We start from the raw sequence: 20,047 nt of genomic DNA, 5'->3' as shown, positions 1-20,047 counted from the left end.
TTTTAAAATTTAGAAGCTGGCTCTCAGCATTACACCCATAGTGCGGAAAGATGGATTGCTACCTGCGTTGCTGATGTTTTCATACCATCTTGAACTGATGTTCGTTTGCTCTGCATCCAGATCTTTTACAGTCCTGTACAGGAAGAAAAGGTTACGTCCAAACACTGATAGTGATACGTTCTGGGCACCCAATTTTCTTCCGATGTTGGAAGGCAGACGGTAAGCCAGTGAAAGCTCACGCATTTTAAAGTAAGTATTCTCCTGAACATACAGTTCGTAACGCGCATTACCGTATTGAGGTCCTCCCCAGTTATAAGTTGAATTGTAGTAAACCGCCTGTGAAACCACATTTGTATTCACTTCACCCGATGCAGTTACACCGTCCATCAGCATACCATCATTGTACACCGGCTGTCCTGCAGGCCCTGCTGCTTCCGATGTTTGAACACCTTTACCATTCTCATCTACGTAGTAAGAAAGTCCGCCATGCTCCTTGTCCATATAATTGAGGCTCTCCTTGGTCAACCCTCTTGATGTCATCCAGTTAATACCTGTTGGCATAATATGTCCGCCTACACGGAAGTCAATTACCGCATCAACAGTGAAGTTTTTATAGCTGAAAGTATTCAGTAAACCTCCGGTAAGTTTTGGCATCGCATTACCTACTTTAATCCAGTTGTCTCCATCTAACTGATACAAACCATTTGGTCCTACTATACCTTGCCCCTGCGCATTTCTAAGAATACCATGCGCAAAAATATCTCCCATTGGCTGACCAACAATTGATCTTACCTGTGCAGCATTTCCATCGTAATCAGCGTGCAGCAGCTCTGTTGAATTATTTGTAAGCTTTTCTACCTTGTTTGCGTTTTTTGCCAGGTTCAAAGTAAGATCCCAGTTGAAATCATTCAGGCTGGTAGCTCTGATCGGGCTTACATTAAAGGCAACTTCAACACCCTGGTTTCTTAAAGTACCGATGTTGGCAAGAATGGTTCTTGCACCTGTAGTAGCTGCAATGTTCAGCGGAAGTATCTGGTCTACGATCTGTGCATTGTAGTAAGCAATATCTAATCCGATACGGTTCTGGAATAATTTAGTTTCCAAACCAAATTCAAATTCACGTTTTTGCTCCGGACGAATTCTGTCGTTACCACGATCTGCACTCATGTTAGTATAAAGTACCGAAGCACCTCCTCTTTCCTGTACACTAAGATTTCCTTGCCCAAATGCTACGTTAGCACGATAGATTTCAGGATAATTACCCACAATCCCGAACGAACCTCTCAATTTACCATAACTGAAAAACTTTGGAAGACTAAATGCGTCAGAGAACACAAAGCTGGCATTAACAGAAGGGTAAACAAATGCATTGTTACCAGGTGCCAATGAAGAAGTACGGTCTCTTCTGATTGTTCCTTCAACAAAGAAAAGGCTTTTGTAATCGAAATTAAGTGTTCCCATGTAAGCATCGCGCAAGTATCTGATTCTGGATTGCTTGCCATTGGCGAAGTTTACACTTGCACCAAGGTCGAAGAAGTTTTCAGTGCTCAACCCACCATTAGTTGATCTTTGAATAAAGGTATTCAGTGTTCTGTTTGCAGTATAACCTCCAAGCGCAGATAATGTTACATCCTCACCAAATTTCTTTGTATAGGTCAAAAGTAAATCACCGTAAACATTATTGTACAAGTTGTTATCCATTCCAAAATTACCTGAGTATCCGAATGCAAGCGGTAATGAACTGTATTCTTGGTTTTCCATTCTTTCGCTGGTCCAGTCAGTTGCGATACGGCCTCTTAGTTTCAGACTTTCAAGAATGTCCCAGTGCTGGGTAATACTTGCGATTACACGGTCTGTGTACTCAAAATACTGGTTCTTTCTCGTGTTCCAAACGTAATCCGCAATATCTGCTTTGAAACCATTGTAAATAATGTTCTCATTTGGAGTCAAGCTTTGCGTTCCTGCACCAGTTACAAATTTATAGCCAAGACTTGTCTGGTATTTGTCATTGTACCAGTCAGCTGACTCAAAACGGTTCATCATACCCGTAAAGTTGTTGATCATACGATCCACTTTAAAAGGTCTGTTGTAAGTATATTGGTTTACATAGTTAACCATTAAATCCGTTTTCAGCTTTTTGTTCAGGTTGAAGCTCGCATTTAGGTTAGCGATATTCTTGCTGTTTTTAGACTTATAGCTAATCATTCCATTGTCCTGACGGGTAAATGAAAAACGGATATTTGCATTGTCAGTTGCCTTTGAAATAGAGAGATTGATGTTTGAGCTGCTCGCATTTTCAAACAAATCGGCATAGCTGTTACCGGATGGAGAATAAGGTCTGATCTTTCCATCCCAAGCCATTACTGGCTGTCCGTCAAATTTAGGACCGAAGTTAACTGTTGCACCAAGTAAGCCTCTTGTTTCCTTAACGCCGTCACCGTCGGTATCGTAGTAGATAAAACCTGCTGCATCCTGACCACCATTGTTGTAGTTCAACGGATAACCCGGACCTCTTACATCTTGATAACGTGGCAAATAAGCAATTTTATCAACATTGTAGCTGGCGTTAAAATCAACTCCAAGGCCTTTTTTACCTTTACCAGTTTTGGTAGTTACAAGCAAAACCCCGTTAACAGCTTCCGAGCCATACAATGCAGCAGCAGAAGCACCTTTCAATACCGAAATGTTCTCGATATCAGCAGGGTTCAAATCCAGAAGACCGTTTCCGCGCAAACGCTGATCCGCCCAGAAGTCACCGTTGCGAGCCTCACCGTTACGAATCGGAATACCGTCCAGAACGATCAGGGGCTGTGTATTACCTGTAATGGAGCTGAAACCGCGGATGTTGATACTTACACCAGAAGTAGCTCCGCCCGGCGTTGCATTGATCGTCACACCCGGTGCTTTTCCGTAAAGTGCCGTTGCAAAGTTTGGCGAAGCCGTTTTGATTAAAGCTTCGTTGTTTACGATTGCTGTGGCATAACCCAGTGCACGTTGTTCTTTGGAAATCCCAAGTGCCGTTACTACTACTTCATTCAATTGCGACGCATCTTCGTTCAGAACGACGTCCAGTGTTGTCTTGTTTCCTACCGGTGCTTCGATCGATTTGTAACCGATAAATGAAAAAACAAGTGTACTGTTCTGAGAAGCAGCAATACTGAATTTTCCGTCAGCATCCGTCGTCGTACCATTGGTGGTACCTTTAACCAGAACCGAAACTCCCGGTAAGGCTTGGCCATCGGAGCCCGACTTAACGGTTCCTGTAATCGTTTGAGCGAAAACAGGACTGCTTACCATCATCAGCATGACAATAAGTCTTTGTAAAATTTTTCCCATGAGTGGTTGATTAATTTGAGGTATTAAAATTTAATACAATCTTAACAATTAATTTATTTAAATATGCCCTACTTCTTAAAAAAAATTATTAATTTATTGTCAAAAAGCTAAAAAGCCAAATTAAATGTACATGATTATAAAGTAATAAGCGTTCCTGCACTGCCGTTTGCGGATGCAAGCACATCATGGGCATGACAGATGATTACGTTCCTGACACCATGATGAAGGGCATCAAAAGCATTGTCCAGCTTCGGGATCATTCCTTTGTTTATAACGCCGGCTGACTTGTAATTTGCATACGATTCCGGGTTCAATGTGGAAATAACGGCATCGTCATCTTCCGGATCAGAAAGGACTCCTTTTTTCTCAAAGCAATACACAAGATTTACATTATAATCGGCTGACATGGCAACTGCCGTTGCGGAAGCCATTGTATCCGCATTGGTGTTCAGCAGCAAACCTTCCGAGCTGTAAGTAAGCGGAGCAATCACGGGAACAAGGCCGCTGTTCAGCAATGCATCAATCTGCGCATTATTTACAGCCTCAATGTCACCGACAAATCCGTAATCAATATTTTTCACAGGTCTTTTCACCGAACGTATGATGCCGCCGTCAGCGCCTGTCAAGCCGATGGCATTGCAGTTGGATGCCTGAAGCTGCGCAACCAGATTTTTGTTCACCAATCCGCCGTATACCATTGTAACCACGTCCAGCATCGGCTTGTCCGTGATCCGCCTTCCTTCCACCATTTGCGTTTCAATTTGAAGATCAGCAGCGATTTGCGTGGCGATTTTCCCTCCGCCGTGCACCAGAATTTTGTGTCCGTCCAGTTTGGCAAAATCGCTCAAAAACCGGGAACATGCCGCGGGGTTATCAATCACGTTGCCGCCTATTTTTATAATGTAAAGAGCCTGGGACATTGAAATAAGATTTACTTTTCTGAATTTAAGCCGACAAAGGTAACAGAAACGGGATTCGGTGAGAAAGGGAATTTTAATTCGTGAATTTTTTTGGCAAAATTACGTTGACTATCCAAAGCTGACGCCTTCAGCCTATTTTCCGAACAGCAATATGAAACGCAGTATATTCTTATTAGTAGGTATTTATCTCCTTTTTACAAATACCGTTTTTGCACAGATACAAAAAGCCAAAGCGCACTGGACTTATTCATTTTCCAAAAATGAAGTCCGAAAAGGGGAAACCGTGGATCTCATCTTTACTGCGGTTATTGACAAAGACTGGTATATGTACTCATCGGATTTCGATCCGGATCTGGGCCCGATGCTTACAACGTTCAATTTTGAAAAGAACAACACGTTTGAAGTGGTCGGCAAACTGAAACCGCAGAACCCGAAAACGAAATTTGAAGAAGTATGGGGCGGCAATGTTCGTTATTTTGAGAAAAAAGGCGTTTTCAAGCAGACTATCAAAGTTCTGGCCGACAATCCGGTTATAAAGGGAAGTTCTGAATACCAGACTTGCAGCCACGTTACCGGTTTGTGCATTCCGGGAAACGATGATTTTGAGTTTACAGGATTAAAAGTTGTTGCTGCTTCCGCTCCGGTTAATAACAATACAGCACCGGCTGTCGGAGCTACGGCGCCGGCGGATAAAAACACAACTTCTCCGGCCATTTCTACTTCCAGCGGCTCGGCTGATTCCATTGAAAAAGTATCGGCAGCAACAATGGATACAGCTTCGTCTGAGGCAAATACTTCGTCCAATGCACCTGAAATCAACACGGCAGCCAATGTTTCCCTTACCGCCGAAGATCCTGCTGCGGGAAATTCATTGCTGGGATTTGCGCTGGCTGCATTTCTTTCCGGGCTTGTTGCATTGCTTACGCCATGCGTTTTCCCGATTATCCCGATGACGGTAAGCTATTTTACCAATCAGGAAAAAGGAAAGCTGAAAGCTTTTATGTACGGCATTTCCATCGTGCTGATTTATACCCTGATCGGAACCGTGGTTTCACGACTCAACGGCCCTGCATTCGCCAATTTCCTGAGTACGCACTGGCTGCCGAACTTGTTGTTCTTTGCCATATTCTTTGTCTTCGGGTTATCTTTTCTGGGGCTGTTTGAAATTGTTCTGCCAAGCAGTTTTGTAAACAAAATGGATGCACGTGCGGATCGCGGCGGTTATGCAGGCGTTTTCTTTATGGCTTTTACGCTGGTTCTGGTTTCGTTTTCCTGCACCGGCCCGATCGTCGGCAGTTTGCTCGTGGCGTCTGCGGGCGGCGCGGTTGTAAAACCGATTATCGGAATGGCTGCGTTTTCTTCGGCGTTTGCAATTCCGTTTACCTTGTTTGCCCTTTTCCCGCAATGGCTGAAATCTTTGCCGAAATCCGGCGGCTGGCTCAATACCGTTAAGGTTGTGCTGGGTTTTCTGGAACTGGCTCTTGCATTGAAATTCCTGAGCATTGCCGATCAGGTTTATCACTGGCGGCTGCTCGACAGGGAAATTTACCTTGCTTTCTGGATTGTAATCTTTTCAATGCTGGGCTTTTATCTTCTTGGTAAAATCAGGACGCCGCACGATTCGGTTGTGGAAAAAGTGAGCGTTCCCAAGTTATTGCTTTCCATTGTCACGTTCACATTCGTTGTTTACATGATTCCGGGCATGTGGGGCGCGCCACTGAAAGCACTGGCCGGTTATCTTCCGCCGCAGTCCACGCTGGATTTTGATCTTGGAAAAAGAACGGCCGGCGTTGCGCCTTTCGCTGTTTCCGGTGAAGCCCGCAAGTATTCCGATCTTTTTCATTTGCCGCATGAACTGGAAGGTTTTTTCGATTACAAAGATGCTCTGGCCTATGCAAAAAAGGTTAACAAGCCTGTATTTATCGATTTTACCGGTCATGGCTGCGTCAATTGCCGTGAAATGGAAGCGCGCGTCTGGGTGGATCCTGCCGTACAGCAACGTCTGAGAAATGATTACGTGATCGTTGCGCTTTATGTCGATGACAAAACAGAACTTCCTGAATCGCAATGGTATACTTCCAAATACGACAACAAGGTCAAAAAGACAATTGGTGCGCAGAATGCGGATCTTCAGATTGTAAAATACAACAACAATGCGCAGCCGCATTACTGCCTTGTGGACCATAACGGAAACCTGCTTGTGGCTCCAAAGAATTACGATCTGGATCCAGCCAAGTTTGCTTCGTTTCTGGATACCGGCAAGGCTGCATTTGAGAAAGCGATGTAGTTTGGCATAAAAAATAACACCTGTGTCTTCACAGCATGTTATTTTTTTATCAAGCATTTACTAAATGCCAATATATTTTGCAGGATTATGGCTTATTTGAAGGTTCTTTATGATCTTCTTATAAACCCGTTTGAAAACCGATGGCAAAATTTTGGTCGCTCGCATTTCTTCTTTTTTCCTCCTTTACATTAGTTGCACAAAACTTCCGTCCGCCCGCTGTTCCGCTTGTTACCGTTGATCCTTATACCAGCGTATGGTCATTTGGCGATGCGCTCAATGGTTCCATAACCAAGCACTGGACCGGAAAACCACACCCCATGGATGGCCTTATCCGCGTGGACGGCAAAACATACCGCTTTCTTGGAGCCGCCAGTCCTGAGCTGAAAATCCTTGTTCCGGTAGCTAAAGAAACGGGCTATACGGCAAAATATACGATTTCTAACCCTGGTGAAAACTGGTTTAAAGAAAGTTACAATTCGGCTGCATGGAAAAGCGGGCAAGCGCCGTTCGGCACCAAAGAGCGTAACGATAACATGCTGAAAACCGGCACCATATTTCCGAATGAAGTATGGTACCGACGTGAGTTTACATTGGCCGAAACCGATCTGGAAAAACCGGGCCTGAATATTTTTCACGACGATGATGTAAAAGTATTTATCAACGGCGTTCCGGCTTACGAATGTGCTCCTTGCTTCACGGGCGATTATGAATTAAAACCAATCAGCGAAGCAGCCCGCAAATCGCTTAAAAAAGGAAAGAACATGCTGGCTGCTTATTGCAAGAACGGTGCTGGTCCCGGTTATATTGATATCGGCATTGTGGATGAAAAAGCATCGAAAGGCGGCAACATAATTCTTTCGGCAAAGCAAAGCGGCTTTGAAATGAAAGCTACGCAAACGATTTACGAATTTGAAGCCGGCCCTGTTCATCTGACCGCAAAGTTTGTAGCGCCGCTGATTATGAGCAACCTCGAACTGCTTTCCAGACCGGTAAATTATGTTGTATATGACGTAAAATCCAGCGACGGCAAAACGCATGACGTTCAGATATTGAATGCGGTTTCAGGTTTGTGGGCAGTGAATGATTACAGCCAGGATGTTACAGGAAAAACTGCCAATGCAAACGGATTGCTGATGCTCTCTCTGGCTAACAAAGAACAGAAATTACTTGCCCGCAAAGGAGACAACGTCCGTATTGACTGGGGACAAGCGTACTTGTCCGCACCTTCAAACATTGCAAAAAGCTTTGCAACAGGCGCTTCAACGGATCTTGTAAAATCCTTTACTACAAATGGTATTTTGAATAATAAACCCGGAACAGACGGAAATGCTGCTTCCACATCCATGGCAGTAGTTCTGGATGCCGGCAAAGTGGGCGCTGAAAACAAATCGCTTCATGCCATGCTCGGGTATGACGATGGCTATTCGGTTCAGTATTTTGGCAAAAACCTGCGTCCTTGGTGGAATAAGGATGGAAACAACACGATTCAGAACGAGCTGAAAAATGCAGAAGACGATTTTACCAAAATTCTTGAAATGTGTGCAGAAACTGACAAAACGATTTATGAAGATGCATTAAAGGCCGGCGGAAAAGAATATGCCGAACTTTGCGTATTGGCTTATCGTCAGGTAATTGCAGCGCATAAGCTGGTTGCCGATCAGAATGGCACACCGTTGTTTTTTTCCAAAGAGAATTTCAGTAACGGTTCTATTGGTACGGTGGACATTACGTATCCTTCTGCGCCTTTGTTCCTGCTTTACAATCCGGTTTTGTTGAAAGGAATGATGGAACCGATCTTTTACTATTCCGAAAGCGGAAAATGGACAAAGCCTTTTGCAGCGCACGACGTCGGAACGTATCCGCAGGCCAACGGCCAGACTTACGGCGAAGACATGCCGGTGGAAGAATCGGGTAACATGCTCATTCTGACGTATGCAATTTGTAAAGCTGAAAACAATATTGATTATGCCAAAAAGCACTGGAAAGTACTTACAACCTGGGCCAATTATCTGAAAAAAGAAGGTTTTGATCCGGCTAACCAGCTTTGTACCGATGATTTTGCCGGACATCTGGCCCGGAACGCGAACTTGTCCATTAAGGCGATTATGGGATTGGCTTCTTATGCAAAAATGGCCGAGCAGCTGGGTGACAGCAAGGAAGCCACAGAAGTAAATGCATTAGTTAAAGAATTCGCAGCAAAGTGGATGGAACTTGCCGACAGCGGCGATCATTATGCCCTTACTTTCGACAATAAGGATTCGTGGAGCCAGAAATATAATCTGGTTTGGGATGAGCTTCTTGCACTAAACGTTTTTCCGGAAACAGTTGCTGAAAAGGAAATCAACTATTACCTCACCAGACAGCAGCTTTTCGGCCTGCCGCTCGACAGCCGCAAAACCTATACCAAATCAGACTGGATCGTATGGACGGCAACACTGGCCCAAAATCAAAACGACTTTGACGCTCTTATCAAGCCGGTTTACAAATACGCCATGGAAACGCCCGACCGCATTCCACTTTCCGACTGGCACGAAACGGTGGACGGGAAGTCAGTAGGATTTCGTGCGCGGTCCGTTGTCGGCGGGTACTGGATGAAAGTTTTGAAAGAGAAAATGAAGTAAACTATTGCTATGCAGTTGCCGGAAATCCGGCAACTGCATTTACATTAAAAAAAAGCATTGTAACATTTCTCAATTAACCGATCCGAACCAAATGGAAATGCTTGGAAAAATCCTCGTCGGCCTTGTTGCGCTTGAACATCTTTACATTTTGTACATCGAAATGGTTGCATGGGAAACAAAAGGCAAGGAAACGTTTAAAGGTTCGCTGGCTCCGGAGCTGTTCAGGCCGACAAAAGTACTGGCTGCAAACCAGGGTTTGTACAACGGGTTTCTGGCCGCAGGATTAATCTGGACATTTTTTATTACGGACCACAACTGGGCATTTTACATTGCTGTTTTCTTTCTGACCTGCATTATTGTAGCTGGCATTTACGGAGCATTAACTGCAAGTAGAAAGATATTTTTCGTACAAGCGCTGCCGGCGATTGTGGCCTTGATTGTATTACATCTCAGGTGAGAAAATCCGAAAACCAGAAGATGTACTTTCTAATAATGAAATAGTACTTTTTAGAGCTGAAATGAATTTATCCTTGTAAATTTAACATCGAGCGTTAAATTTACAAGGATGATAGAACGAGAATCACAAAACGACATATTCAATTTATTGAAGCAATTCCCTGCTGTTGGCATTCTTGGGCCGAGGCAAATTGGCAAAACTACGCTTGCATTTCAGATTGCAGAAAAGATTTCTCCTGAACCCATTTACCTTGATCTGGAATCGCCTTCGGATGCTGCACAGCTGAGCGAACCTGAACTCTATTTTAACTCACATTCGGATCGGACTATTATTCTGGATGAAATTCAACGGACTCCGGAAATATTTGCCGTCTTAAGAGGAGTTATTGATAAACGAAGAAGAGCAGGCCAAAAATCAGGACAGTTTCTGATATTAGGTTCTGCATCGCTCGATCTGTTGCAACAATCTTCCGAAAGCTTGGCAGGAAGAATTGCTTACATCAGGTTAACGGGTTTGAAAGCAACGGAAATCGATAAGGATAATATTGATAAATTATGGCTGAGAGGCGGATTCCCTGAAAGTTTCCTTGCTGAAAATAATAGCAGCAGTTTTGAGTGGCGCCAAAACCTGATCACAACTTATCTGGAACGCGATATACCGCAGTTAGGCTTTCGAATTTCCGCTGCTGTTTTGCGCAACTTCTGGACAATGCTCGCCAATGTTCAGGGCGGTATTTCAAACATGAGCCGTATTGCAGCCGGTCTTGGAATAAGTGTTCCGACAGCTAACCGTTATTTGGATCTGCTGGAAGATTTATTTTTAGTCCGCAAACTGCAACCTTGGTCTGTAAATGCAGGAAAGCGGCTTGTTCGTACGCCCAAGATTTACATTCGTGACAGCGGTATTACGCATACTCTTCTTAAAATAAGAAATCAGGACGACTTGCTCGGGCATCCGGTTCTGGGTGGAAGCTGGGAAGGTTTTATTATTGAAAATCTGCTTTCTGTTCTGCCGGACTGGGTTATTCCCTATTATTACCGCACCGCAGCCGGAGCAGAAATAGACCTTGTTTTAGAAATTAATCATCAGACAAGAATTGCCATTGAAATTAAAAGGTCTTTGACACCTGCTGTCAGCAAAGGATTCAGTACTGGCTGTGAAGATATCCAGGCTACGCACAAGTATTTTGTTTTTCCCGGAAAAAACAGTTACATGATTTCTGGCGATGTTAAAGTTGTTCCGTTGATTGAAATGATGGATGTGATTCGTAAGATTATAGATATTGAATAATGCATTTCAGATTGCAGAAAAGATTCTTTTTAAACCGGAGTTCTGTCTCAATTAGCCATCGGCATCTTCCACTTATTCAAAGGCAAACTCCCCATTTGCATTTCTCCTAACACTTTCTGAATATTCGCATTCCTAATAAAAACGCGAAACAATGAAAAATCTTAGACGATCTGCCCTGTTATGGTGCGGGTGCGGCGAAAGCCCCCCGGATGCCTCGTTTCGTGTGCATTAGGACACCTTAGACAGGGCTTTTTATTTCCTAAAAACACGAAAACGAAACAACAAACACACACTCTCGAGTTTTCGGATTCGCTATGCCTGGCTTATGGCCAGCAAGTAAAAGCATTATTTGAATTGAGCAGTCCGGCCGAAATGGTCGAAAATTTATGGGAGATTTACAGCGGCTTCGTCAATTTTGAAAAACAAACCGGCTACAATCCCCGCCAGGCCAATCTGTTTCTGACTTTCAGGGAACTAATGTTATTTTGCAGTCGGATTGAGGCAATGAAATAAGAATCTAGAGATGTTTTACTAAGTTATTCGATTGATCAAAATGTAAAAAAGCCTTTGCTATGATTCCATAACAAAGGCTTTTTTGATTTAATGCCTCTTTACTTATTTACCCAACGTCTTGATCAGCATTCCTTTAGTAACTTTTTCACCTAAATCCATGCCGTTGATAATTGCCAGTTCGTCCAGACGGTTATCCTGCTGGCCATTGTCTTTCAGAGCGTCGCGTAAAGTGCCGTCACGCTGAACCGATTTTACTCGGATACGGTCCGGTTTTCTGCTCAGTATATTCTGGTCTGAAACCGATTTGAAACCTTGCGCTACGGACCGGAACTGATTCAGGCTGCTGTCAAAATTGCCGGCTGCCGAAACGCCATGCATGGCATAAATATTTCCCCCGTACTGAATAAGCCATGTTGCAACCTGAATCGTACTTTCCGCAGACTGTGCCTGCGCCTGGCCGTTTTCAGACTGCGCCACTTGCTTTGAAACCATCACGATTGCCGGATTGCCGTTGATCGTCGTTTTAGTATTTTCCAGAACCTGCAGACTGTAATTCTTGACAGTTGCCTGCGCTGCCGCTTCCAGTGATTTTCCTTCAGCCATCATGAACATCATCATCGATTTTCCATCTTTTGCAGCCATCTGAAACTGAATCGGTGTATTTTCATATTGCCAGCCGCTAGGAACCGGAAACTGCAGTCTGAGTTCGGGATGATAAAAAACGTTATTTTCAACAAAACCCTGCTTCGGATCTTCTCCGTACACAATGCCGTCTATTTTGCGAAGATAAGTATCTCGGTTTACGTTGTATTTGGCCGGATGCTCCGTCTGATATTGGGTTGCCAGTTTCTCAACCTTGTTCATACGGTCGCCCGGATCGGGGTGCGTAGACTGGAAAGTAGGAATGCTTTGTCCGCTTTTTTCACTCAGTTTTTTCAGCGTTCCGAAGAAGTCGGCCATCTGGTGTGCGTCATAACCGATTTTGCTGGAATATTCCACACCAATCTTGTCCGACTCCGTTTCATGATCACGGCTGTAACTCAGCATCAATAATCCCAATGCCTGCTGCGACTGATCGGCAAGGCCTCTTACCGTTTCGGAAAGCACCATTCCGGCCATTAACCCAACCTGCCCCAGAATCTGCGAAGTTTGCTGACGTGCCGAATGGCGTGCCGTAATATGCCCGATTTCGTGACCGAGTACACCTGCAAATTCCGCTTCATTATTAAAATGTGCCATGATTCCCCTTGTGAAGTATACGTAACCGCCCGGCACAGCGAAAGCATTCACAACGGGAGAATCAACTATAAAAAACTGATAAGGAAGATCGGGCCGGTGCGAAATTTTGGTCATGGCCTTTCCCTTTTCATTGATAAATGCCTGCAGGTTTTTGTCATCATAAATCCCCATGGTGGCCACTACGGACGGATGCGATTCAGCTCCAAGCGCAATTTCCTTTTCCTGCGACATAAAAATAAGCTCCTTTTTTCCGGTAACCGGATTTTTGGAACATCCTGTCAGGAAGCCGGCAGCTACTATAAAGCTTGTAATAATGTGTAGTTGAAATTTTATTTTCATAAAACCAAAAATCGAATGTTACTAAGGAAATAATAATTGAAATCGTAAGGAATTCTACGAAAGAATCATGCCAAATTGAACAGAGCTTTGTACGCCGGACTTTGTGCAAAAAATATATTTACATTAACTGTGCTTATTACATAAATTACGCCGGAATAGGATGCAGATTTTCATTTTACTACAAAGTTGCCGGTTCAGCTGCAAAGCAGAGCATACATTTACACGATGAATTCAGAAAAAAGTAATTACAGTCTTTTACCGTCATGGCTGGTCCGGCTTGACTTTATGGGCATTTTCGAAAAAGATCCTTTCGGCAATTATCTGATCATCAAAAGGTTTTTCATCTTTGTGCTGGGCTGGTTTACTTATTACCGCTATACGGCTGTCAATAAAATCAGGATCATCGGCAGCGACCAGTTGCTTGATCTTCCCGATCACGGCGTGCTTTTTCTTTCCAATCACCAGACTTACTTTGCCGATGTCATTGCGTTTTACCATATTTTCTGTGCGGCCAAATGGGGTTATAAGGACACGATTTCGCCTCCGTTCTATCTATTTTCTCCGCGCGCCAGGTGTTATTATGTTGCAGCCGCCGAAACGATGAAAGGCGGAATTTTGCCAAGATTGTTCAGCATGGGCGGCGCCATTACGATTGAACGCTCCTGGCGCGCCAACGGAGAAAATGTACAAAGGCAGCTCGACAATTCCGCACAGGACCGAATCGGACTCGGGCTTGGGCATGGCTGGGTAATCAGTTTTCCGCAGGGTACAACAAAGCCGTTTGCGCCGGTAAGAAAAGGAACGGCGCATCTGATCAAGGAACATCAGCCGATTGTCATTCCGGTTGTGATCAATGGCTTCAGACGTGCATTTGACAAGAAAGGATTACGGTTTAAAAAACGGAACACAAAACTTACGGTGCAGTTTAAAGCGCCGATGCATTTTTTACCCGATGAGTCCATTGAAAGCATGATTGAACGGGTTACAAAAGCCATTGAGCAGGAAGCTCCTAAAGACGGAATGGCAACTGCTGCATCCTGACATGGAATGCTTTTTTAAAGTATTTTTCTATGGGCAAAAAAGTACTGATCACAGGCGGAACCGGCGTAATCGGCAAACGCCTTACCGAACTTCTTCTTGAAAAAAATTACGACGTTGCTTATCTGAGCCGGAAGAAGAAGGATATAAAGTCTGTTCAGGTTTTTGAATGGGATATTGCGAAAGGATACATCGAAGAAAATGCACTGGAAAATACCGATTTTCTGATCCATCTTGCCGGTGCCGGCGTTGCAGACGAACGCTGGACCGAAGAGCGTAAAAAAACCATTATTTCCAGCCGTACCGACAGCATTCTGCTGATTGCGCAAAAACTAAAGGAAAAAAACATCAAACCTGCTGCTTTCATCTCCGCTTCCGGAAGCAGCTACTACGGTGAAGACACCGGCGACATCCGGCATACCGAAAGCTCGCCTCCCGGCAACGACTTTCTTTCACACGTTACTATAGAATGGGAAAAAGCAGCCGGCGCCGTTGCCAAGCTTGGAGTCCGTACCGTCATACTCCGAACTGGCATTGTGCTGAGCATGGAAGGCGGAGCAATTCCGAAAATGGCATCGCCGGCGCGTTTCGGATTCGGCGCACCACTGGGCTCGGGCAAGCAATGGATTCCGTGGATTCATATTGACGACATTTGCCAAATGTATATCGATGCCATGGAAAAGGAAACGTGGAACGGAGCCTACAATGCAGTGGCCAGCCCACCGGTTACAAACGAAGAACTTACAAAACAGATTTGCAAAACACTGGACAAACCTCAGTTTTTGCCTAATGTGCCTGCTTTTGCACTAAGAATGGTTTTCGGAGAAATGGCCAACGTGGTGCTCGGCAGCAGTTATCTTGTTAACAAACGGATTGCGGAAGAAACCGATTTTCAGTATAAATATCCTGATCTATCCGAGGCTCTGAAAGAAGTATTCAGTAAGTAAATACGAAGAATCTTTATTCTTCAGATTCAGAAACCTGAACAGAAGACAGCCATTTGTCCCGCTGTATTTTGGCATCCGGATCTTCCGTTACATTCAACTGAATATGGCCATCATCAGAAACTGACATGTGCAATCCGACAAATTCAAGGGCTTCGTTCAGTCTTGTTTCAAGCGGTTCGGCGGTAAAAATACAGTCATTCCAATACCATTCCAGCGATTCTCCGGCAACTTCTTCGACTACATTTATATAATCCTGTAATGCATAACCGATAAAAGGCTTGCCGAAACGAACCCATAACAAGCGCATTACATCGTCAATGGATTGCCTGTGATCCGATATTTTTCTCAGATAAAGATCAAGGATCAGCGCAGCCAGCGCACCTTTATGGTATACGGAAACTTTACGGTCGGGAATGCCTTTTTCGTAGCCGTCCAGCCATAAATCAAACGAGGAATCGGCAAGCGACTGCGTGGCATTTGCACTGTGTTCAAAATGCCTTTTCATGTAAACTTCCAGTTCCTTTATATAAGCCGCATCGTCAAAAACGCCGGCTCGCCTTAGGAAAAGATCGCCGTAATACGTTGTGCAGCCTTCTGCCACAAAACACGTCCGGAAATAATTTTCTTTAGTAAAATCGTACGGCAAAAGTTCCTTCGGGCGAATTCGGATAATATTCCAGGCGTGGAACAGTTCATGCGAACTTACGCCCAGCAGATCGGCGTACATGCCTTCGCCTTCATCATCCGGCCCGAGTACGATCATCGTAGAATTATGATGCTCCACGCCGTGATAAAATGCTGTCGGCAGAATGAGGTTCAGAAAATGATATTCCGTTTCGGGAAATTCGCCCATTGTAGCAATCTGTTCGGCAGAAAAACGCCGGAAATCATGCTCGATGCGTTTCCAGTCCGGACGAATGTTACCGTGCATCCAGACCGAGAACTGTACATTTTCAACCTGATATTCAATTTTCTGTAAAGTCTGCGACGCCAGCAAAGGACTGTCTACAAGTTCATAAAAATCCTTTGCGTACAAGCTATTTTTACCTGCTGAGGACAAGCCGCAGGCAATTGTATAATTCTCGGGCAAATCAAGATCAATCGTGTAAGCTTCCGAAATGCGGCCTTCAGTATACATGCAGAAATTGATGAAATTCAGATACCAGAGTTCCTCATCCGCATAACTGGTTCCGGCATTCCTGACGTTGGCATAATACGTGTACCGGAGTTGTACTTCATTTTCGCCAGCCGTTCCAACCCGCCAGCGGTCTTTGGTTACTTTGTATAAATCGCATTTCTGACCTGTTGCTGAAACGGCTTCGATAAATTGAATATTTTTGGCAAAGTTCTGAATTTCGTACCGGCCCGGCCTCCACGCCGGAAGCTGAACTTCAATAAAGTCTGTTTCAATGCCCGGGATTGTATAAATAATGTGCAGTAAACGGGTTTGCGGATCAGGTACAGAAATAGCGTAATGCATGGATTTTAACAGGTTATAAAAGCAAAATGAAACCGCGGCGCACAGATAAACCAAAATTCCGGATTTCTACGTTACTAGTTGCAATACTATAAATAAACGACTTTCAGATGAAAAATAAAATCCTCCTGCTTTGCACAATGCTGCTTATGATTCTGGCATGCCCGACATTAATGGCGCAGAACGATGAATATTACCGTCCGGATTCGCTTCGGAACGAAAACCCGCAGGAAACCGAGGAAAAGCCGGTACAAGCACCAAAACCGGTTGAGAAAAAGAAAGATGTGGAATTCAGCCAATTGCCGTTTCTGGAAAGGCTAAGGCTTGGCGGAAGCTTTGGTTTAAGCTTGGGAACGGTCACCAACATCAATCTTTCGCCCATGGCGGGTTACGAACTGACGGAAAAGCTGATTGCCGGCCTGGGCCCTACCTTAATGTATTTCAGATATAAATATTATGACATCAATACCGCATATTACGGCGGGCGCGGCTTTCTGATGTATTCTGTTGTTCCCAAAGTCAAGATCATTGCAGAATTTGAAGCCCTGAATGTGGAAGGTTCCTATCAGAAACGGCAGTGGCTCGCTTCTCCGATGGCCGGCGCGGCTTACTCCATGCCAATCGGCGGAAGGTTTATCAAAGAAGTCCATTTTACAGGTTTATACAATTTCAGCTACAACACCCAGATTGATCCGTACAGCCGGCAGAACCTTTCACCTTACGGAAGCCCGTTCGTTTTTCGGGTCACATTTCTCTGATTTGTTCAGATGGAATATTCCGCAAAAACTCACATTCCGCCGGTGGTTTGATTTTTTAGTCTTCACAAAAAACTTTGCGACAAAGCAAAACTGAGTATATAAACAACCATATATGGAAAATCCCGTATTAATTTTTGGCGCAGGCGATCTTGGCGTTCAGGCTCTGGACATATTCAGGCGTAACAACGTACTGGTTTATGGACTTCTTGACGACCACAAGGAACTGCACGGAAAAGAATTTGGCGACACCAGTGTTCTCGGAAATACCGATGATCCCGGATTTCTCAATATTATCGGATCAAAATGTGAGGCTTTTGTAGCCATTGGCGAACGCTCCGTACGTGAACGGCTTGTAGAAACGCTGCTGGAAGAATGCAAAAAAATGCCTGTAAACGCCATTCATGATACAGCCGTTATTTCGGATATGGCTTCTATCGGCCACGGAAACCTGATTGCAGCCCGTGTAACAATCGGAGCGAGATCGGTAATCGGACATCATTGCCTTGTACAAACGGCTTCGGTCGTGGATACTTCCGTCCTGATCGGGGATTATGTCACAATCGGAACCGGCGCTCTGATCAATGACCGCGTAAGACTGGGTGACGGCGTATTTGTGGGCTCAGGTGCAATTATTGTAGCCGGCATTGAAGTAGGAAAAAATGCACGGATCGGTGCAGGTTCCGTCGTAGTGGAAAATGTTCCGGCGGGTACCACGTACTTTGGCAACCCTGCCAGAAAGATCTGAAGCCAATAAAATTTATCCATAGTTTTTTTATTAAACCGAAAGACACTACCTTTGCAATCCTTTTGACAGAAAAAGTGAAAGAGCTAAGTAAATACAACATAGACATTTACGGTTTGGAGGACAAACAGTATGAATATGACATGGAATCCGGCGATGCTTTTTTTCAGGAACTGGAGCAGGACCTGATTGAGCAAGGCCATTTCAAAACGCATATTGTTCTCAACAAATCGGCAACCATGATCCAACTCAACTTTCATACGGAAGGAGTTGTAACTTTAATTTGTGACCGGAGCCTTGAACCGTTTGAAGAGCCCATTGATACAAATGAAAGGATTATCCTGAAGTTCGGCGATCATGATGAAGAGCTTACGGAGGAAATCGAGATTATAAACAGAAATACGACAAGAATAAACGTAGCACGTTATCTTTTTGATTTTATAGCCTTATCGCTTCCGATAAAAAAAATACATCCGAGCCTACGCACGGAAGAAGACGAAACAGACCTGCTGGATGAAGAAGACGGCATTCTAGTTTATTCTTCAGATACTTCCGAGGATGATGTGGAAGAAGAGGAAGAAAAGATTGATCCACGCTGGGAAGCATTAAAAAAGCTGAAAGGCGATCATTAATAAAACAAGTTACCTGTTAAATCAGATCTGAAAACAGTTTTGAAGTCTGCCTTAACAATAAAAGATTTACAATAAAATAAACAATACAGAACATAAAGCATCATGGCACATCCTAAGCGGAGACATTCCACTTCCCGTCGCGATTCGCGCAGAGCGCATGACTTCCTTACCGGAAAGCAATTAGCTACAGACACTTCAACAGGTGAAATCCACCAGTTTCACCGTGCACACGTTCACGAGGGAAACCTGGTTTACAGAGGTAAAGTTGTAGTTGAAAACTATACGAAAACGGTTTAGTTTCAGTCGATGAGCATATCAATTTCGCAGCAGCCGTATAAAAGTTGTTGCGAAATTCTTTTTTACTACGGTACATCTGCTAAATTTACACCTTCGATTTCTAACTTATTTGTCTAAAATAACAGCGTGTAAATGAAAATTGCGGTAGATGCTATGGGGGGAGATTTAGCTCCACAGGCAATTGTTGAAGGGGTTATTGATGCCGCTTCTGAACTACCATCCGAGGCGAGAATCGTTTTAATCGGCCGGGAAAGTGTAATTTGGGATATTTTTAACCAGAAAGATTTTAAGCCTGTTAACATTGACATCGTTCATGCAGAGGATGTTATTGAAATGGGTGAACATCCGACAAAAGCGCTTTCTCAAAAACCTAATTCCAGCATTGGAACCGGTTTCAAGCTTCTGAAAGAAAAAGAAGTCGATATATTCTGCAGTGCCGGTAATACCGGAGCCATGCATGTTGGCGCCCTTTTCAGTATAAAAGCGATTGAAGGTGTGCTGAGGCCAGCCATTGCCGGACTTGTTCCGCAGGTCGGAGGAGGATACGCAATCATGCTGGATATTGGCGCAAATGCAGATTGCAAACCGGAAGTACTTGCCCAATTTGGCGAAATAGGATCTATTTTTGCCCAACATACTTTCCAGATTGACCGCCCGCGTGTTGCATTGATGAACATCGGCGAAGAAGAGCAGAAAGGCTCTTTAACATCTCAGGCAACTTATCCGCTGCTAAAACAAAACAAACGAATTAACTTTACCGGAAATATTGAAGGGAAAGATCTCTTTACCAATAAAGCAGATGTAATTGTGACGGATGGTTTTACCGGCAATGTGCTGTTCAAACTGGGCGAATCTTTTTATGAAATTTCAAAAACAAGAGGTTTCAAAGATGATTTTGTGGATCAGACGAACTATGCATCCATTGGTGGAAGCCCGATTATCGGTGTGAATGGAAATGTTATGATTGCCCATGGGATATCGTCACCGCTGGCCATAAAAAACATGATCGGCTGGGCTTACAAGCAAGTCAAGTCAAAAGCATATTTACATATTACGCAGGCATTAAATTGATTCTGAATGCTTAAAACTGCTTGTATGAATAAAACGATACTGTCCTTTTTACCAAAATCTTTCCGGATTTTGAATAGTTAACT

The 20,047-nt window shown here is 44.0% G+C and carries 15 protein-coding genes; 11 read left to right on the top strand and 4 right to left on the bottom strand.

Annotation, left to right across the window (positions count from 1 at the left end; all coding sequences use genetic code 11):
• Window positions 1-9: 9 nt before the first annotated feature.
• On the bottom strand, window positions 10-3,336 hold the full coding sequence (locus tag FEM33_RS06885; protein WP_139011337.1) for a SusC/RagA family TonB-linked outer membrane protein: 3,327 nt from the start codon (window positions 3,334-3,336) through the stop codon (window positions 10-12).
• A gap of 134 nt (window positions 3,337-3,470) precedes the next feature.
• Complete coding sequence (gene argB, locus FEM33_RS06880) at window positions 3,471-4,256, bottom strand: acetylglutamate kinase (RefSeq protein ID WP_139011336.1); 786 nt, start codon at window positions 4,254-4,256, stop codon at window positions 3,471-3,473.
• Window positions 4,257-4,407: 151 nt separating this feature from the next.
• On the opposite strand from argB, the gene FEM33_RS06875 reads away from it, so the two are divergent.
• The 4 genes from FEM33_RS06875 (at window position 4,408) to FEM33_RS06860 (ending at window position 10,911) form a co-directional block, all read left to right on the top strand.
• Window positions 4,408-6,543, top strand: coding sequence for a protein-disulfide reductase DsbD family protein (locus FEM33_RS06875; protein WP_139011335.1), 2,136 nt, complete (start codon window positions 4,408-4,410; stop codon window positions 6,541-6,543).
• A 140-nt stretch (window positions 6,544-6,683) separates the two neighbouring features.
• Complete coding sequence (locus FEM33_RS06870) at window positions 6,684-9,164, top strand: glutaminase family protein (RefSeq protein ID WP_139011334.1); 2,481 nt, start codon at window positions 6,684-6,686, stop codon at window positions 9,162-9,164.
• A 91-nt stretch (window positions 9,165-9,255) separates the two neighbouring features.
• Window positions 9,256-9,621, top strand: coding sequence for a DUF1304 domain-containing protein (locus FEM33_RS06865; protein WP_139011333.1), 366 nt, complete (start codon window positions 9,256-9,258; stop codon window positions 9,619-9,621).
• 108 nt (window positions 9,622-9,729) lie between these two features.
• Window positions 9,730-10,911, top strand: coding sequence for an ATP-binding protein (locus FEM33_RS06860; RefSeq protein WP_139011332.1), 1,182 nt, complete (start codon window positions 9,730-9,732; stop codon window positions 10,909-10,911).
• Window positions 10,912-11,526: 615 nt separating this feature from the next.
• Here FEM33_RS06860 and FEM33_RS06850 read toward each other — a convergent pair.
• Window positions 11,527-13,002: a M48 family metalloprotease gene (locus tag FEM33_RS06850; RefSeq protein WP_139011331.1), complete on the bottom strand. Its 1,476-nt coding sequence runs from the start codon at window positions 13,000-13,002 to the stop codon at window positions 11,527-11,529.
• A gap of 225 nt (window positions 13,003-13,227) precedes the next feature.
• Here FEM33_RS06850 and FEM33_RS06845 point away from each other — a divergent pair, with 225 nt between their 5' ends.
• Together FEM33_RS06845 and FEM33_RS06840 are read left to right on the top strand one after the other, a co-directional pair.
• Window positions 13,228-14,043: a lysophospholipid acyltransferase family protein gene (locus FEM33_RS06845; RefSeq protein ID WP_139011330.1), complete on the top strand. Its 816-nt coding sequence runs from the start codon at window positions 13,228-13,230 to the stop codon at window positions 14,041-14,043.
• A gap of 29 nt (window positions 14,044-14,072) precedes the next feature.
• On the top strand, window positions 14,073-14,987 hold the full coding sequence (locus tag FEM33_RS06840; RefSeq protein WP_139011329.1) for a TIGR01777 family oxidoreductase: 915 nt from the start codon (window positions 14,073-14,075) through the stop codon (window positions 14,985-14,987).
• Window positions 14,988-15,000: 13 nt separating this feature from the next.
• On the opposite strand, the gene FEM33_RS06835 is transcribed toward FEM33_RS06840, so the two are convergent.
• Window positions 15,001-16,467 (bottom strand): M61 family metallopeptidase, encoded by a 1,467-nt coding sequence (locus FEM33_RS06835; protein WP_139011328.1) that lies wholly within the window; start codon window positions 16,465-16,467, stop codon window positions 15,001-15,003.
• Window positions 16,468-16,574: 107 nt separating this feature from the next.
• Here FEM33_RS06835 and FEM33_RS06830 point away from each other — a divergent pair, with 107 nt between their 5' ends.
• From FEM33_RS06830 to plsX, 5 genes are all read left to right on the top strand, one after another.
• Window positions 16,575-17,222: a hypothetical protein gene (locus FEM33_RS06830; RefSeq protein ID WP_139011327.1), complete on the top strand. Its 648-nt coding sequence runs from the start codon at window positions 16,575-16,577 to the stop codon at window positions 17,220-17,222.
• 112 nt (window positions 17,223-17,334) lie between these two features.
• Entirely contained in the window at window positions 17,335-17,967 is a 633-nt protein-coding gene (locus FEM33_RS06825) for an acetyltransferase (protein ID WP_139011326.1), read from the top strand.
• Window positions 17,968-18,041: 74 nt separating this feature from the next.
• Window positions 18,042-18,596 carry a YceD family protein gene (locus FEM33_RS06820; RefSeq protein ID WP_229214122.1) on the top strand — a complete coding sequence of 185 codons (555 nt, stop codon included), beginning with the start codon at window positions 18,042-18,044 and terminating at the stop codon, window positions 18,594-18,596.
• A 102-nt stretch (window positions 18,597-18,698) separates the two neighbouring features.
• A complete protein-coding gene (gene rpmF / locus FEM33_RS06815; protein WP_139011324.1) occupies window positions 18,699-18,893 on the top strand; it encodes a 50S ribosomal protein L32 in 195 nt (64 codons plus the stop codon).
• Window positions 18,894-19,025: 132 nt separating this feature from the next.
• Window positions 19,026-19,964 (top strand): phosphate acyltransferase PlsX, encoded by a 939-nt coding sequence (gene plsX, locus FEM33_RS06810; protein WP_139011323.1) that lies wholly within the window; start codon window positions 19,026-19,028, stop codon window positions 19,962-19,964.
• Window positions 19,965-20,047: the final 83 nt, after the last annotated feature.

Origin of the sequence: Dyadobacter flavalbus, from assembly GCF_006149045.1 — a bacterium.
Lineage (GTDB): Bacteria > Bacteroidota > Bacteroidia > Cytophagales > Spirosomataceae > Dyadobacter > Dyadobacter flavalbus.
The sequence above is the reverse complement of the archived record's forward strand: the minus strand, read 5'-3'. Positions and strand labels throughout refer to the sequence as shown.

Excerpts from the sequence above, each read along its gene's own strand:
- FEM33_RS06885 (WP_139011337.1), bottom strand. The coding sequence starts at position 3,336 with ATGGGAAAAATTTTACAAAGACTTATTGTCATGCTGATGATGGTAAGC.
- argB (WP_139011336.1), bottom strand. The coding sequence starts at position 4,256 with ATGTCCCAGGCTCTTTACATTATAAAAATAGGCGGCAACGTGATTGAT.
- FEM33_RS06875 (WP_139011335.1), top strand. The coding sequence starts at position 4,408 with ATGAAACGCAGTATATTCTTATTAGTAGGTATTTATCTCCTTTTTACA.
- FEM33_RS06870 (WP_139011334.1), top strand. The coding sequence starts at position 6,684 with ATGGCAAAATTTTGGTCGCTCGCATTTCTTCTTTTTTCCTCCTTTACA.
- FEM33_RS06865 (WP_139011333.1), top strand. The coding sequence starts at position 9,256 with ATGGAAATGCTTGGAAAAATCCTCGTCGGCCTTGTTGCGCTTGAACAT.
- FEM33_RS06860 (WP_139011332.1), top strand. The coding sequence starts at position 9,730 with ATGATAGAACGAGAATCACAAAACGACATATTCAATTTATTGAAGCAA.
- FEM33_RS06850 (WP_139011331.1), bottom strand. The coding sequence starts at position 13,002 with ATGAAAATAAAATTTCAACTACACATTATTACAAGCTTTATAGTAGCT.
- FEM33_RS06845 (WP_139011330.1), top strand. The coding sequence starts at position 13,228 with ATGAATTCAGAAAAAAGTAATTACAGTCTTTTACCGTCATGGCTGGTC.
- FEM33_RS06840 (WP_139011329.1), top strand. The coding sequence starts at position 14,073 with ATGGGCAAAAAAGTACTGATCACAGGCGGAACCGGCGTAATCGGCAAA.
- FEM33_RS06835 (WP_139011328.1), bottom strand. The coding sequence starts at position 16,467 with ATGCATTACGCTATTTCTGTACCTGATCCGCAAACCCGTTTACTGCAC.
- FEM33_RS06830 (WP_139011327.1), top strand. The coding sequence starts at position 16,575 with ATGAAAAATAAAATCCTCCTGCTTTGCACAATGCTGCTTATGATTCTG.
- FEM33_RS06825 (WP_139011326.1), top strand. The coding sequence starts at position 17,335 with ATGGAAAATCCCGTATTAATTTTTGGCGCAGGCGATCTTGGCGTTCAG.
- rpmF (WP_139011324.1), top strand. The coding sequence starts at position 18,699 with ATGGCACATCCTAAGCGGAGACATTCCACTTCCCGTCGCGATTCGCGC.
- plsX (WP_139011323.1), top strand. The coding sequence starts at position 19,026 with ATGAAAATTGCGGTAGATGCTATGGGGGGAGATTTAGCTCCACAGGCA.